5 protein-coding genes are annotated in these 16,169 nt (G+C 66.7%); 3 read left to right on the forward strand and 2 right to left on the reverse strand.

Features of this window, described 5'->3' with window-relative positions; translation table 11 throughout:
• The first annotated feature begins 91 nt into the window (after positions 1-91).
• From ACKLLE_RS05980 to ACKLLE_RS05990, 3 genes are all read left to right on the forward strand, one after another.
• Positions 92-997 (forward strand): LysR substrate-binding domain-containing protein, encoded by a 906-nt coding sequence (locus ACKLLE_RS05980; RefSeq protein ID WP_420057200.1) that lies wholly within the window; start codon positions 92-94, stop codon positions 995-997.
• A 203-nt stretch (positions 998-1,200) separates the two neighbouring features.
• Positions 1,201-2,238: an AAA family ATPase gene (locus ACKLLE_RS05985; RefSeq protein ID WP_064303452.1), complete on the forward strand. Its 1,038-nt coding sequence runs from the start codon at positions 1,201-1,203 to the stop codon at positions 2,236-2,238.
• Between the two features lies 1 nt (position 2,239).
• A complete protein-coding gene (locus ACKLLE_RS05990) occupies positions 2,240-2,749 on the forward strand; it encodes a hypothetical protein (RefSeq protein ID WP_420057201.1) in 510 nt (169 codons plus the stop codon).
• Positions 2,750-2,804: 55 nt separating this feature from the next.
• Here the strand turns inward: ACKLLE_RS05990 and ACKLLE_RS05995 are convergent, their stop codons facing one another.
• On the reverse strand, positions 2,805-14,648 hold the full coding sequence (locus ACKLLE_RS05995; RefSeq protein ID WP_420057203.1) for a hypothetical protein: 11,844 nt from the start codon (positions 14,646-14,648) through the stop codon (positions 2,805-2,807).
• Positions 14,649-16,166 carry a ComEC/Rec2 family competence protein gene (locus ACKLLE_RS06000; protein ID WP_420057204.1) on the reverse strand — a complete coding sequence of 506 codons (1,518 nt, stop codon included), beginning with the start codon at positions 16,164-16,166 and terminating at the stop codon, positions 14,649-14,651.
• Between the last annotated feature and the right edge of the window lie 3 nt (positions 16,167-16,169).

Below are 16,169 nucleotides of genomic sequence, written 5' to 3' on the forward strand. Positions count from 1 at the left end.
TGGCTCGCCCAGGTAGTGGATGATGCAATGATTCCGCAGTGTCGCGTCGGACACAAACGGATAATGGCGCAGCCTTTGATGAGTTTTATGAATGAATTACCGCAACCTAGCCCCCTCGATGTCGCTGCTGCTGGCCTTCGAGGCCGCCGCCCGGCATGAAAGCTACACCCGCGCCGCCGAGGAACTGTCCCTGACCCAGAGCGCGGTCAGCCGCCAGGTGCAGACCCTGGAGCAGCAACTGGGCGTGCTGCTGTTCCGCCGCGAGGGGCGTACGGTCAAGCTCACCGAGGTGGGCCGCCTGTACCAGCGCGAAATCAGCGAGGCCCTGGGGCGCATTCGCAGTGCCACCCTGCATGCGATCGCCCACCAGGACGGCGGCGGCAGCCTGCGCCTGGCGACCTTGCCGACCTTCGGTTCGAAATGGCTGCTTCCGCGGCTGCACGAGTTCTACCGCCGCCATCCCGAGGTGCTGGTGCATATCAACTCGCGGATCGAGCCGGTGGACTTCGCCACCAGCGGTATCGATGCGGCGATCGTCGTCGCCACCGGCGACCAGCCGGGCCTGGTCTGTCACCGCCTGCATGCCGAGGAACTGGTGGTGATCCTGTCGCCGGCCCTGGCGGCCTCGCGCGCCGAATGGACGCCCCGGGACATCAGCCGGCAGACCCTGCTCAGCGTCGCCAACAATCCCAACGCCTGGGGCGACTGGTTCACCCACCATGGCGTCGCCCACCAGGCCATGCGCCTGGGCCCGAGCTTCGAACTGACTTCCCACCTGATCCAGGCGGTGCGGGCGGACATCGGCATCGGCCTGGTGCCGCGGATCCTGATCAGCGATGAACTGGCCGAGGGCACCCTGGTCAGCCCGGTGCTGCCCTATGCCAGTGCCCGCGGCTACTACCTGGTGTACCCGCCGAGAAACCGCGCGTTGCCGGCGCTGGAGGCGTTTCGGGGATGGTTGCTCGACGAGTCGGACCTGCGTTCGGCCAATGAATGATGCACCCAGGCGCGGGGTATCTCCTGATCTTCGTGCTGAAGTACCATGTCGCACTTTATGGAATGCCGGAAAGGCGCCCGCCTTGACAGCCCCGGACTGCCTGCAATCATCAATCAGGCATCGTCATCCGGGTTGAATGTTCAAAGGTTGCTGGGCCAGTTCGCTGCGGCGAAATGGGCAAGAGAAACTGCAAGGGCCTTCTTATGTTGAAACGCGTCGAGATAAACAACTTTGGCCCTTTGCCAAATGAAGTATTCAAATTTGCCGCCGGTCTTAATGTGATCGTTGGCGAAAACGGTTGTGGCAAGAGCCAGCTGTTGAAATTGCTTTACAGCCTTCTGAAGGTTCAGGCAGATACCAAGGGGCTGACCAAGTCCGCATTGCAGAAGAACTGTGCCGATAAACTCGTGGGCGTCTTTCGACCTGATACGCTCGGTCGGCTTACCAAACGACGCCAGGGCAAGGGCAAATGCGAAGTATCGCTGATCATGCAGGATGAGGAAGAGAACCTTGCGATCAGCTTTTCCAGTCAGTCCAGCAGTTCCGTTCAGGTTGATGTCCATCCGGAAAATGGTCTTGAAAAATCCCCGGTCTACCTGCCGACCAGAGAACTGGTCACGCTGTGCCCGTGGTTTTTGCCGCTGTACGACAACTACCATCTGGAATTCGAAGAAAGCTGGCGCGACACGGTGTCCCTGCTGGGCAGTCCGACCTTGAAGGGGCCGCGGGAAAAGAAAGTCGCCGCGTTGGTCAAGCCGCTGGAAGAGATCATGGGTGGCAAGGTCGTCGTTGATCCTGCCAACGGCCGCTTCTATCTCCAGGTTCCGGGCGAGGGCAAGATGGAGATGCCCCTGGTCGCTGAAGGGCTGCGCAAGATCGCCATGCTGGCACGGCTGATCAGTACGGGCGTGTTGCTGGAGCAAGGCTATCTTTTCTGGGACGAACCCGAAACCAACCTTAATCCCAAGCTGATCAAGGTCATCGCTGCCTGCATCCTGAATCTGTGTCAGCAAGGCATCCAGGTATTCGTTGCCAGTCATTCACTGTTTCTTTTGCGCGAACTTGAGATGCTCTCGGAACAACCGGAGTTCAAGAAGGTGAAACAACGCTACTTCTCGCTGAAGGCAGGAGAAGAAGGCATCGAGCTGGAACAGGGGAACTCGACGGATGATTTGCAGACGCTGGTTCTTCTGGATGAAGAGTTGAAGCAGTCCGATCGCTTCATGGCATTGGGGGACTGACATGACTGTTCTTCAAGAGGGACGTTTGAGGTTCAGTTTCCCGGCGGGCACCCTCGCCAGCAAGTATGACGACTGGGCGCACTATCGGCAGCAATTCAATAGCGCTTTCGGCGGTACCAAGGCGGTGGATCTGCTGGTTGCCGACGGCGAGGTCAGTTGGTTGATCGAGGTCAAGGACTATCGTCTCCATTCCAGAACCAAGCCTGTCGATCTGGCGGAGGAAGTTGCCCTGAAGGTTCGCGATACCCTTGCAGGTCTGGTGTCCGCCAAGTTCCAGAACCATGATCGCAATGCACGCGTGGTGGCACGAAAGGTGTTGGCCGGCAAGCGTCTGCGTATAGTGCTGCATCTGGAACAACCTGCCAGGCATACCAGGCTCCGCCCTCGCGCCATAGATCCGGCTGCGGTGAAAAAGAAGCTGCAGGGCCTTTTGAAAGCGCTCGATGCCCACCCCGCAGTTGTCGACCAACATAGTTTGAAGGCCGATATGCGCTGGAACGTCACGGGTTAGATCGTTGCATTGAAGAACCGTATTGCTGAGGGCACTACGGTTTTTTTAATGGCCGTCAATTCACCACCTCCAGCACCATCGGCAAATACAGATTCCCGATCACCAGCAACGGCCGCCGATCCTCCTCCAGCGATGAATACAGGGTCAGCGAGAACACCCACTCGCCGCCCTCGCGCTGTGGATTGGCCAGGTTGCGCCAGGTATCGACCGCCGTTTGCAGGTTGCCCGCGGTGCTGCTGTCGAGCGTCTGGTTGGGATACAGGTACACCGGCGTTTCCCCGACCAGGCCGTGGTTCGGGTCCAGCGGATCGGTGGCCAGTTCATAGGCATAGGCGACCCCGGCGGTGATGCTGAGCCCGCCATCCTGCGCGGCGCTGCCGAACAGGGTGTCGAACGCTGCCTGCAAGGCTGCGCTGACCGTGGTCGGCGCGCTCGCCAGCGGTACCCGCTGGTCCCAGCTGTTGAGCGGCGTGGCGATGCTGGCGGCCTCGACCCGGTCGGTCTGGAACACGAATGCCGGGTTGGTCGCGGGCCCGTCGGCCCCCAGCAGCTTCTGGTTGCGCTGGACCAGGATCGAGCCGGTCGCGTTCTGCCAGCGGGCTACGTTGAGCCCGGCGAAGACCAGGCTGAACGTCGGCCACGAGGCTGCCACGTGGGCATCAGCCGGTACCTGGTAGCGCGATTCGCTGGCCGAGATGCTTTCGCGCTCCAGCGCCACCATCAGGCCCGCCGCCGTCAATGCCCATACCTGCGGCCATTGCCCGTCCGGGCCGACCCCAGCGCTCAGCGCCGTCAGGCCGAGGCTGGCCACTTCACGGCTGCCCAGCGGTCCGTCGCGATCGGTGACCCGCGCCTGGAAACCGAAGGCGTCGGTGACCGGCGCCTGCAGCCGGGCATCCGCCACGCTGTCGACCAGGCGCACGTTCCAGCTGGTGGCAACGGCCGCGGCCAGGTCGCGCAGGGTGTTCGCCGCATTGCTCTGTACCGGGGTCAGCGCGCCGCTGTCGGGCAGGTCGCCGAGGATCTCCCAGAGGTTGTCGGCCACGGCGATATAGCGCGCCAGTTGCACGAACAGGTCCGCATCGCTGGCGGCCATGCGCAGGGTCTGGTCGGGCCTCAGGTTATAGCTCAGGGTGAGGCTGACATCGTCCTGCTCGGCATGTTCGTGGGAGTAGGTGAAGCGGTGATCCCACAGCGCCAGGTTGCCCAGGCTCACGTCGCTGTCCGCGCGCAGGGTACTCAGCGCCCGGCGGCTGCGCAGGCGCTGGCGCAGTTCGGCGTCCAGCGCGGTAGCGCTGGCACGTTGCTCGATGATGACCGGCAGCGCCGGGAAATCCCGCAGCGGGATCGGCACCGAGACTTCGCCCAGGTCGACGCTGACTGCCGTTGGCAGATTGCTGCCGCCCAGTGGCGGGACGAAGGTCAGCCACTGCGAGGCGGCGTAGCCGTCGGGCAGGCCGGCGCTGGTGATATTGCGCTCCAGGTCGGTGATGCCGAAGGCCATGTCGGCGGTCACCGCACGGTGGCTGGCCGGATCGGATTCGGTCAGCAGCAGGGTGATGAACGGCGAGAAGTCGGTCAGCCAGCATTTGCCCGCGCTCATGCTCCAGGAGCGTTCCTCGCCACCGCGGGTAACCTCGATGCCGCCGTACAGGTCTGCCGGCAGCAAGGTGGTGCCGGGATCCTGCCAGGCCGAGGTCACCTCGCGGTTCAGCTGTACCAGGGTCGAGGCGCTCCAGGCCCGGGACAGGCTGATGCCTAGTTGCTGTTGCAGGGTGATGGCCGCTGCGGCCTGCCCGGCGGCGGCCTGCGGGTCGCTGATTTCCAGCACCGGCTGCAGCCCTTCGGGAATGGCCCCGGCCAGTTGGCGCTTGACCGCCACCAGGTCGCCGAGGGTCTGGCGGGTGTCCGGGGTGCGGTACAGCGCGGCGACGTTGGCGGCGCCGAGGATGCGGTCGATGTCCGAGAGGAAGCGCCCGGCCCAGGGCTCTACGTCTATGCCCTGGAAGTCATGCTGGCTGCTGGCTTCGGACAGGGTGCCATCCGCCTTGAGCGCCTGCAGTGCCACGCCCTGGCGACTGACCAGGCTCTTGTACAGCGGTGTCAGGGCAAAGTAGCGCGGCTGTGGCCCCGCTGCGCCGGGGACGCTGGTCGCTCCGGCGATGCTCAGGGCGCTGATGCCCGCGTCGCCGAAGTTCACCGCCCACAGGTCGCGGCTGTCCTCCAGGGCGCGGCCGGTGGCGATGCGCAACTCGGGCAGGGCCGCGCGCATGGCGGCGATAAAGGCGTTGAAGGCCAGGCCGCCACCCTGGTCCTGCGCCGCCGGCACCTGGGGCGCCGGGATCGGGCTGCTGCTGCGGGACACGCCGCCATCGTTGTTGGCCGCGAAGTCCGGGTTGATCAGCGCCGCTGGGCGACTCAGGGTCAGGCTCACATTGAGCGGGAAGGCCGGCCCCGGATAGGGCCCGGTGGCGCCGATCGGCAGGCGGACAAGGGCACCGGCCGGCGGCACCAGCGCCGGGGCGTCGGCAGCGAACAGCGGTTTGTCGGCGTTCGCCGGGGTTTCCACGATGTCCTGGGCGCTGACCTGCACCCCTGCCTCGGCAAAGCGCACGATCAGGCTGTTCAGGCAGTCGTTGGCCCGGGTCTCGACGCTGGCCTGGCCGTGTGGCGCGGTCAGGGTCACGCCGCTGGCGATCAGCTGCGGCGTACCGACGTTGGCCAGGGCGAAGGCCCCGGCACTGACGCCGAGCAGCCCGGCAATCGCCGACGGCGCGGTGGCCGTGGCGAACTGCGCCGCCGGGCAGACCAGCAGGGCACCGGTGTTCAGCGCCTGGGTGTCGTCGCCCATGCCCTCCAGCAGGTCCGCGAGGGTGGCCGCAGGTGCTTGCTGCTGCAACTGGCCGAGGGTCGTGGCGAGGCTCTGGCCGCCAGTGGCAGTGGTCAGGCTGTACGACTGGCCGCCGACGCTAATGTCCAGGGTTACGCCACCGGCCAGCACCACCGGCATCTCCAGGTTGGCCGTGGCCAGTTCCAGCGTGCTTTGGGCAAAGCGCGGGGCGATGCTGTCGAGGCTGTCGCCGTGCTGGATCGAATAGGGCACCCGTACCTGCGCCATGTCGGCTGGCCAACTGACCCTGCCCGGCAGGGCGAAGGCGCCGTCGCCGGGCACGGCGAGGTCCGGGTTGGCACCCAGCAGCAGTTCCGCCGGGCAGGCATGGGCATCGGCGAACTGGTGCAGGGTCTGTGCGCCATCGGCGCTGATCCCGGCGCCGCCGTTGAAATCGCCCAGGTAGAGCAGGGCGCCCATCTCGAACAGATTGACCGTACTGGTGTTCAGCGCCGCCAGGGCCGCCTGGTCCAGGCCGCTGCCGTTATGCGCCAGGCTGTCGTCGCTGCCTGCAACCCAGGCCGTGCTGGAAATCAGCTGGCTGGCCTGGAAGATCGCCGGCAGTGCCGGGTGGCTTTGTCCCAGGTCGTTGACGCTGATATTCACCCCGAGGCCGGCGAAGGCCATGCATACCTGTTGCAGCGAGCGGACCGGCGTCGGCGCATCGGCCTCGGTCACTGTGACCGACACCATTTCCGCCTCGGACACCGCCACCGAGAAGGTGATGCCCGGGGTCAGGATGGTCAGGCTGGCGTTATCCCCGGCCAGCAGGCCCGGCAGGGTGCCGAGGGCATTGGCCAGGGCCGCCAGGCTGGCGCTGCCGTCGCCGGTATCGCGGGTGAGCGGCGGCGAGACCTTGAGCACCGCGCCGCTGCGCAGTGGCAGGTCGCCGTTCTGCGGTGCGGCGAGCAGGGCTTCGGCGCTGATGCTCGGCCAGCCGTCGGGGCGGACCATGGCGGTGATGCTCTGCGCCGTGTCGTTCTCGGCGAACAGGGCATAGGCCGGGACCTTGAGCCGGGCGTCGACACCGAACAGCGCCTGCATCGGCACTTGCGCGTTGGCCAGGGCCATTTCCGCGTAGCGCAGGCTGTAGTCCTCGGCCAGGGAGGCGAGGGTGGCTCCTGCCGGGGCACGGGCGGCGCCCAGTTGCGCGGCACTGGCGCTGAACGCCTGGGACGCGGCGGCGAAGCGCCACAACGGCGCTTGCTCGATGCCGTGGGCGGCGCTGGTATCAAGGCTGGTTTCCACCGCCGCGTCCAGCGGCTGACCGAGCTGGTAATAGGCCTTGGCATAGGCTTCGGCCTGGCGCCCGGCGCTTTGCGCGGCGGCATCGCCGGGTTGGCTGGGCGACGGCATCACCGTGGCCGGGCGGGCTTCCAGGCTGATGCTCAGGGTGACCCCGGCTCCACTGGCCGAGACGGTCCAGGCGCTGACCATGGCCGGCCAGTCGCCGACCCCCAGCAGCGGGTCGGTGTAGCCGCTGGGCAGGCTGACCTGGCCCTGGCCGGCAGGATTGGCCCCGGTCTGGTTGCCGAGGATGTCCTGGAAGTTCAGCACCACGGCCGCCGCAGGCAGGCTCTCGGCCCAGCCGAAGCCGCGGTAGGGATCGTCGTCCGGGTTTGGCAGACCGGGCACGCGGGGCAGTGGCGACGGCGTGGCGAAGCGGTACAGCGGTAGAATCTGCTCGTACAGCCAGTACGGATCGGCTTCCTCGGCCAGGCGCTGGTCACGCAGCACGCCACGGCGCACCAGGCGCTGGCGCTTCCAGGCGGGCGGCGCGTCCTTCTCCACCGGCGTGGGTGGTGCGGGCATACCCGAGGCCGGCATGGCGAAGGGCGCGCCCGCGCTCGCGGGAATCTGCGTGCCGAGCAGGCTGAACAACCGGCGGGCCTGCAGTTCGGCGCTGTTCCCGGCGTCTTCCGCTGGCGCTTCCAGGGTCAGGTTGAAGCCGACGCTGCCGGCCGGTACCAGGGCCTGCAGGATCATGTCTTCTTCGTTGTGGTCCTCGGCATACAGGGTGCCGATGGTCGCATCCAGCCCCGGCGCCACCAGGGCGCAGGTATTGAACGGCAGCAGGCTGCGGCCTTGTGCTGCGGCGCCTTGCTGGGTGCCGGCGATCACCAGCAGGTCGATGCTGGCCACGCCATTGGCGTCCACGGCGCTGGCCGGCAGGCCCTTGTCCAGGCCGAGGGTGTAGCCGGTGCCGCCGACCACGCTGCCTTCCCAGAGCAGGGTGACAAAGCGTTCCAGTTCGTCGAGCGAGGCGGCCGGTGCCGGATTGCCGTCCCGGGCCAGGCTGTTGACCCGGCCAAGCCTGAGGTCGGGCGCGTGCGGCACGCTTTCCGTGGACAGGTTGGCCTGGATCAGCCAGGTTTGCGCCGGGGTGCTGTCGAGCACGCTGACCCCGGCGGCATTGCCGGCATTCGGTGCCGGCAGGGCCAGCACCCTGACCACCGTGCCGCTGCCTTCTCCGGCCGCCAGCCAGGCGCGCAGGGCCAGCAGGGTCGGGCGCTCGGCCTCGTCCACCCCTTGCAGGGCGAACAGGGTCAGGGCGTCGTTGATCTGCTTGATCGCCACCGGGATGCGGCAGGCCCAGGTGGCATTTGCCACGACCAGGGCATCGCGACCGGCGCTGGCCCCTTCGGCGGTGGTCAGCAGGTCGTAGGCCACGCTGGAACCGGCCAGGGCCTTGGCCCGCAGGTCTGCCGGCAGCGGCCAGAGGGTCGGCTGGGCGCCCACGGGTGGCGCGTCCATGCCCGGAATGGGCAGGGCCACCGGGGTTTGCAGCTCGATGCGCTGGGTCAGGCCGTAGGCTCTCGGCGAAAGGCCGGCCAGGGGCATGGCCGCAGGCGACTTGACCACCGGCAGGGTGAGACTGGCGGCCGGCCCCATAGCGATGATCTGCGCGTTGCTGTAGCGGTAGTTCAGGCTTTGCACCACGTCGGTGGGCACGGCCATGCCGGCGGGGATATCACTGCGCGCGAGGAAGCGGCTGTTCACCTGTGCATTCGCACCCGAGGTGGTGCTGTCCACCAGGCTGATCCAGCTGCACTGGGCGGTCAGGGTCATGTCCAGCGCCGGTTCATCGGCCTTGTCCGGCGCGGTGTCCACCACCAGGTCGAATTGCTGGCCGGTAAGGTCGTAGAGCGGGGTGGGTTGCTGCGGGTCGGCGATGGCATGGCCCTGGGCGTCGGTCACCGGTTTCGGTGCACGCAGGCCGGCCATCAGCGAGCGCGAGCCCTGGTTGACGATGCGCGGCAGCGCTGCACTACCGAGTAGTTGCGCGAGCAACTGGTCCACGCGGATCACCGGCACCTGGGTCACGCTCAGCACGGTATCGATGGCGTACAGGCCGGCCAGGTTCTCCAGGCGCACGGCGGCATCGGCGATTGCCAGGCCATAGGTGTCGGCCAGCAGGGTGAAGCTCAGGGCCTCGCCCTCAATGGCCTTGGCCACGGCATTCGGCACCGGCACCAGGGCCAGGGGCGCCAGGAAGGTGGCCGGTCCGGCCCAGGCCATGATGTCGGCCCAGGCGTAGTTCCAGGTACCTACCGCCGGGTCGTCGCTGGCCGTCCAGCTGACATCCAGCAGCAGGCGCCGGGCCAGGGCATCGAGGCTTTCCCCGGCGCGGGCGTACAGGCCGGTGGTGGCCGGCAGCCCGTAGGTGTTGGCGGCAGGGCTGGTTACGGCAGCGAGGAAGGATTGCCAGTCCGCGGCCTCTGCCGGCGACAGCTGGGGATAGACCTGGACCAGGGCCAGGGTCGCGGCGATCCGGTCGAGGGTGTCGCCGGGTTGGGTGCTGTAGTCGCTGGTCGGCTGCACGGCGTTGAAGCCTTGCGGCACCTTGAGCACCTGCCCTGGCGGCAATTCCTGGCTGTTGACCGTGAGATCGTCGCGGGTCAGCCGGGCGATCAGTTCGGCGTTGCCATCGAATACCGCCTGGGCGTACCAGTCGGCCGGCAGCAGTCGTGGCTGGCGATAGCGTACATAGGCGGTAGCGGCGGCAAGCAGCTGGCTGGACGGGCCATTGCTCCAGGTTCGCGGCGGCAGGTCGAACGGCGCTGCCGGATCGAGCAGTTCGCTGGATTGGCCCAGGCCGGCGCCGTCGGCCTCGAACAGTTGGCTGCTGCCGTCGAGGTTGAACAGGCTGGCGATCGCATCCAGGGTTTCGCCGCTGGCGGCCTGGTGCAGCAGGGTACCCAGGTCGACGCTGTCGAGGGCGAAGGCCTGGCTGGCGTTGTCCTCGGCCAGCACCTGCGGGGCGATCCCGAGCTTCACCGGCACACGGCTGCCCACCGCCGCGGTGTCCAGCTGGCGTTGCAGACCGGGATTGAGGAACAGCAGCTCGGCGCTGCTGGCGCCCAGGGCCAGGGCCACGCTTTCCACGGTATCCCCGGCGCGTACTGGATAGTCGATGGTGGCGCTGGCAAAGGTGGCCGCCAGTTGCGCCAGGGACTGGCCCTTGCCGCTGCCATCGTCGTCGACGCCAAGCGTGGTACTGGCCAGCAGGTCCCCGGCTTCCTGCACCGCAGCCTTGGCCAGCATCAGGCAGTAGTCGCGGAAAATGAAGGTCGGGAACGACTCGTAGCTGGCCGGGTCGTCCACGGCCGGGCGCGGCCCGCTGGCGCCGCCCACCGGCAGGTACTGGCCCATGTAGCGGGCCAGGTCCCACTCGTACCAGGGCCCGACCGGATTGACCTCGGCGAAATTCAGCGTGCCACCCGGCGTACCGCTGCGGGTCAGGCCCGGTGGCAGCGGTGCGACCATGCCGCCGACCTCGGTCACTGCGCCCGGGTCGGCGCCCAGCAACAGGTGCAGGTTGGTGGCGAACAGGGTGTCCAGGTTGCTCCAGGCAAACGCGGCGTCGGCGCTTTGCGGATCGTCGAGAACCGCAGCCAGCAGGGCCAGTTGGCCGGCGGTCAGGCTATCGGTTGCGCTGCGCGGGCCATCGGGAATGGCGTACAGCGCATAGAGCAGCACGGTGCGCACCCACAGGTCCGGGGTCAGGCTGGCGGTGTCCTCGGCGCTGGCGGCCAGGGCGTGGTGCGACGCCGAGCGCCGGGCTTCGGCGCGGGCGTTGGGAGCCAGCGGATCGACCCCGGAATTGGCGCAGAGGATGAAGGCGGCCCGGTAGTTCGGCGACGGGTCTGCCTCGGCCGGGCCGTTCCAGGACACCGGCAGCTCGCCGATGGAAATACTTGGCAGCAGGTACAGCAGAGCGCTGCGTGGCTGGCCGTCCGGCCACTGGCTGCGGCTCGGGTTCCAGTCCCAGTCGCTGTCTTCGATCTGCGCCAGGGCATTGGCCAGGCGCTTGCGCTGCACGACCTGGTACAGGTGCTGGGCGCCGAGCACTTGCAGGCGTTGCGTGCGATTGCGCCGCGCCCGCGGGCCCTGGCCGCCGGACAGGCTGCCGGCGCGGCCCGGCGCGGCCAGCAGGCGAGCGTCCTGGAAACCCTTGGGATCGCCGCCCGGTGCGACGATCCAGGGCGTCTGCTGCACCGAGCCGAGGGTGAAGGACAGTTCCAGGGACACATGGAAGCTGAAGGAAATCTTGATGAACAGGATCTTCACCTTGGCCTCGGCACGCACCGAAACCTTGAGGTCGAACTGCGTCGGCCGGTAGCACTCGAACAGCGCGCTGACCTGGGCATAGGCTTCCAGGCTGACCGACACCTTGATCACCTTGAAATCCACGTAGCCGTAGACCTTGCCGTGCAGCGCGGCGATGCCCAGCGCGCGGAAATACTGGGCCGATGGCAGCCCGGCGCTGGACGGATTGAACCAGCCAAGCACGCCCTGGAAGATCACCTGCACCTCGACATAGGCCCCGCCGCCGAGGATCCCGGCACGGATCTCCTTGCCCACCCCCACCGCCAGGCCGATGCCCAGTTCCAGCACCGGCGAGAAGGTGCCGTTGCTGATGCGCGGCACCTGGCTCGAGGTGACGCCATCGAGCAGGCCGAAATACACCCCGCCGCGGCCGATGAACACGTAGGCCTGGACCGAGAACGAGCGGCTGAAGTCCTGGTTGTAGGGGAAGCCCAGGTCCACCTTGAAGTTGCCGTTGGTGTAGACCTCGATCACCACCGTGCCGAGGGTCAGCGACGCGATGCCGATCTGGAAGGTCCGGAAGGCATCGGGCAGGCGCAGTTCGACGCGGAACATGCCGACGTCATCGGAAATCTTCTTGTACAGGATCTCGAAGCGCAGCCCGGCGAGGCTGCCGGCCTTCTCGCCATTGAGGCCCACCGACAGGCCATAGAGGATCGGGTCGTTGAACAGGAAACCGAGGTCCAGGGTATTGCCCATCAGGCCGATGTCCAGGCCGATCAGCCATTGGCTGTCGGCGGAGAAGGCGATGCCGCTGCCGCCGGTGGTGGGCAGGTTGTTCGGGTTCTCCACCGGCTGCATGAACTGCTTGAGCAGGGCCAGGTTGCCGGCCACGGTATCCACCGGGTTCTGCAGGCGTATGCGCTGGCCGATGCCGAGGTAGCGCAGTTCCACCAGGGCCGAGCCGGTGCCGGGTACCGCTGGCGGCGGGTCATTGACCACGTCCCAGGCCAGCGCATCGTCGCCGGTAAAGGATTTGCCCAGCAGCGAGCCTTCGAGGATCAGCTCGACCTTGCCGGCCCCGGCGCGGGTGTAGCGCACGCCGATCGCCGAGAGGCTGCCGAAGCCGAGGTCGACCTTGGCCTTGTAGACGAACTCGACCACATTGTTGGTCGGGTCGAGGGTGAAGACGAAGCTGGACAGCTCGATGCGCTTGAGCACGTCCCACGGCGCGTCCAGGGTGAAGCCCAGGGTCGGCGCGGCCAGGTTGACCAGGTATTCGAGCATGTCGCCCAGGGTGGTGCCGCCCAGTTGTACCGAGACCACCTGGTGCCGTGGATTGCTGGTGCTGTCCTTGTCGCCGCGCCAGGCGGTGATGGCCTGGACCCAGATCGTATCGACGTACACCTTGAGCAGGTAGGTCGGTTCCTCGACACCCACGTCCATGCCCACTTCGACGCCGATGCGGTTGATCGAGAACTCGCCGCTCAGGCGGCCGGAGGCGGGCTTGTCCGCCGCGGCGCTGCCATCCCGGGCGATATCGATGCTGGCGGCCGCCGAGATCTTCAGTTCGGTGCCGAACAGCGTCGGGGTCCAGCGCATGGAAATGGTGCCGCCCAGCTCGTAGGATTTGTCGCCGGTGGAGAACCTGACGTCTAGGCGATCCACCATCAGCACCGGTACCGAGCCGGAGGCCTTGCCCAGGCCGAGGAACTGCGCGACAAGGTCGGTGAGGTTGATGCTGGTGCCCTGGTAGAGATGACCCTCGAAAACCCAGCCCCGTGGCGTCGCCGGATCCTGTACCGGGTAGCTGGCCGCCAGCATCAGGCGCGGGCTTTCATAGTCGTCGGCCGCCGCATCCGGGTAGAAGGAGAAGATCCCCGACAGGCCGCCACCGACCTGGCCGTTCTGCACAGCGATCCAGAAATCGACCTGTTGCAGGACCAGCTCGATCACCACCAGGTCCACGCTCCAACCCTGGCGCAGGTCCGGCAGGCCGGTTGCAGGGTCGAGGAACACCACGGTGGTGCTGGCGTTGTAGGTCTGGTTCAGCGGATCGGCGAAGAATCCCAATGCCGACACCACCGCGCTGCTCAGGCCTCCTGCGCTGGGGCCGGGGGCACCGAAGTAATAGGTGAAGGCCTGGCCGATGGGAATGTAGTCGCCCGCGCGCATGTTGCCCTGGATGAACAGGTCGGGCAGCGCCACGGCAATATCCACATCGACCTTGTCTTGTGGGGCCTGGCCGCCGAAGCGCAACGAGCCGCTGATCGAACCGGAAACGCTGCTGACGCTTTTCCCCGCGCTGTCCTTGCTCCAGCCCCAGGTCCAGCGGGTGCCGACATTGTGCAGGGTGACGAAGGGCACCGGTGGCGTCCATTGCTGGTCCGAACCGATGGACACCACAAGGAAGTTCAGGGTCGGCAGCACGCCGTTGTCGGGGGCGCTGAAGTACAGCTCCACGGAGCGGAACCTGAAGGTTTCCAGCAGCGGGAAATTGTCCGGCAGAGGCAGTGCCGGCAGGCCGAAGATGGTGGTCAATTGCGCCATGCCGCGCACCACCGAGGCGTGCGCGGGGTCGAAGGTCGCAGTCATGTGCCACTGCGGGCCGGAGGTGAGGATCTGCGTGGTGACCGTGGCCACCAGGGCGTCGGATCCGCTGCCGAGGATGACCGTACCGGTCAGGTTGGCGACCGAGAAATCGCTGCGATCCCAGATCGCTTCATCGAGATCGTCGCGCACCAGCAGCTCCATGCCCAGCTCGCGCAGGCTCAGGCCAGCCGGGCCGCCCAGGGTTCCGCCGTTGGCGGCGATGGGCACATTGGCCGAACTGGCGGTCACGGCGCGCAGGGTCATGACTGCAATGCCGGTCCAGCTTGCGGGCATCGTCAGGGTGCCGCTCAAGGCCAGCGGCCAGGGTGCCAGCAGGTCGGCGAAACGCTCGAACACGGGTGACTCAAGAAGGGCGCCGGAGAGCGTAAGACTGCTGTCCGGAATGCTGTCGGCACGGAACACCGGGGTGTTCAGCCCCAGCGTCAAGAGAAAGGAGGGGCCCCAAAGGACCGCGCTGTCCTCGTTCTGCACCCGTTCGCTGTCGGGCAGGCTGGCCGGATTGAAAAAGCCTGCGAAGGTCCAGCCCGGTTCGGTCAGCGCCATGGACAACTGGAATATCCCGTCGCTCCCGTCCTGCTCGGTGTACAGCAGCGTCAGCCAGGCGGCGAAGCGCATGCCCTGGGGATCACCGGGCTGCCCGTAGCGCCCGTTGCCGTTGAGTGTCACCCGGTCCAGGCCCTGGCTGATGGTAGCGGCGCTGACCACATAGCTGCCGGACAAGCCGAAGCGTTGCAGAACGCCACGCAGCCCCGGCAGGCCGGGGTCGGCCGATACCGCCCAGAGATCGATGGTCTGCGCCGCAGTGATGGCGGCCTTGAGAATCGCGTAGGTCGAGGATAGGGACATTTATCGGCGACCTCCGCTGCGCGAGCCCGGGGTCCCGAGCCTTGGTGCAAGACGCTGGGCGTGGGCCGGGGCGCGGGCCTTGCCGGGCGCCGCTGGTTGCGCTTGCACGCGGGCGGTCGGCTGCGGCGCGACGGTCTGCGCTGGCGATGCGGCCTCGGGCAGCCCTTCGCGATGAACGAAGCTGAACGACTCCAGCAGTTGCGCGGGCGTGAGCTTTTCCAGCGACTTGTCCTTGGGCAGTCGGTTGCTGGATACCCCGCGAAAGTCGATCAGAAACCCGATGCTCTGGGGCAACAGGGTGTAGATCCAGTTCATGCCCGGGGCGAAGGCGAACTTGTCACTGTAGGGGGGCGTGCCGAATGCCGTGAACGGGGCATAGGCGACCATCGGTGACGACACCACCGAGCTGTCGTAATAGCGCGTCGAGTAGAGGTTCTGGGTGGTCAGGAAGGTGCGCATGCCGATCTGGTTATAGTTCGTGGCGTCCAGTGCATAGTCGATGTAGGCGGTGGTGAAGTGGCGGTCGTTGCCGACCAGCGGGTCGCTCCACCAGGTCTTGCTGGTGTCGGCGTAACGCAGGAACAACTGGCTGGTTTCCAGGGACGGGTGTCCGTAGTTGCTGCCGGTATCGGCGCTGGCAACCACTGTCTTGCCCGACATCAGCTGGGCGTAGGTCGCCACCACCCTGCGGGCTTCCTCGCTGATCGGCTTGGTTTTCGACGGCAGGCCGAAGGTGGTCTTGCGGCTGCCATGGTGCGGCAGCAACGTCATGTAGACGTTCTGCCCGGTACCGGTGACCAGGCAGTTGATGTACTGGAAGGTCGGAAAGGTGGCATCGCCGCCGATGATGGCGGTGGTCATCTGGCCACCTGCTTCTACGCCCACCACCAGCACCAGGCTCTTGGAATTGGCCTGGTCGCCGTTGGGCTTGTCGGAGATCTTGTCCTCCGAGGTTCCGACTGCCTCGCCATTGAAGGGGGCGTTGGCAGCGACCAGAAACACCAGGTAATCGTCACCGCCCCAGAGCTTGCCGACGCCGCCGGTGGTCAGGACACTGCTTGCACCGACCGGGAAGCCCTTGACGTCCTCGTCGGGGTTGGCGGTCCGGGCCTTGATCAGGGTGAGCAGGTTCTCGCTTTTCTTGCTGACCGTGGCGGTGTCGGCGTACCAGCTGTAGCGGCCGCCGTAGCGGCAAAGCCCGATGGTCATGTCCGGAAGCAGGCGCAGCAGGCCCTGCAAAGGATCCTTGCCGCTCTCGCTGCCGAAGAACATGTTGATATGGTCGCCATCCTTGTGGGAGATGAACACGGCGTCGATCCGGCCGTTGGGCGACTCCCGCAGCAGCGCCATTTTCTTCAGGAATTCGAGCGTGGACGGGCCTGCGACATCGCGTTTACCCAGCGAGCCCAGGTCGAACAGGGCCAGTGCGGTGACCCCGCCGTCGGCGTCATAGACGACGAAAAGCGTCGACATGCCTTGCCCGACGTCCAGGGAGTAGAGGCGAAAATGGCTGCTCATCGG

This window comes from Pseudomonas bharatica, from assembly GCF_048586865.1.
GTDB classification, from domain to species: domain Bacteria; phylum Pseudomonadota; class Gammaproteobacteria; order Pseudomonadales; family Pseudomonadaceae; genus Aquipseudomonas; species Aquipseudomonas bharatica.

Coding starts and splice junctions, on each gene's coding strand:
- ACKLLE_RS06000 (WP_420057204.1), bottom strand. CDS start 16,166: ATGAGCAGCCATTTTCGCCTCTACTCCCTGGACGTCGGGCAAGGCATG.
- ACKLLE_RS05990 (WP_420057201.1), top strand. CDS start 2,240: ATGACTGTTCTTCAAGAGGGACGTTTGAGGTTCAGTTTCCCGGCGGGC.
- ACKLLE_RS05985 (WP_064303452.1), top strand. CDS start 1,201: ATGTTGAAACGCGTCGAGATAAACAACTTTGGCCCTTTGCCAAATGAA.
- ACKLLE_RS05980 (WP_420057200.1), top strand. CDS start 92: ATGAATTACCGCAACCTAGCCCCCTCGATGTCGCTGCTGCTGGCCTTC.
- ACKLLE_RS05995 (WP_420057203.1), bottom strand. CDS start 14,648: ATGTCCCTATCCTCGACCTACGCGATTCTCAAGGCCGCCATCACTGCG.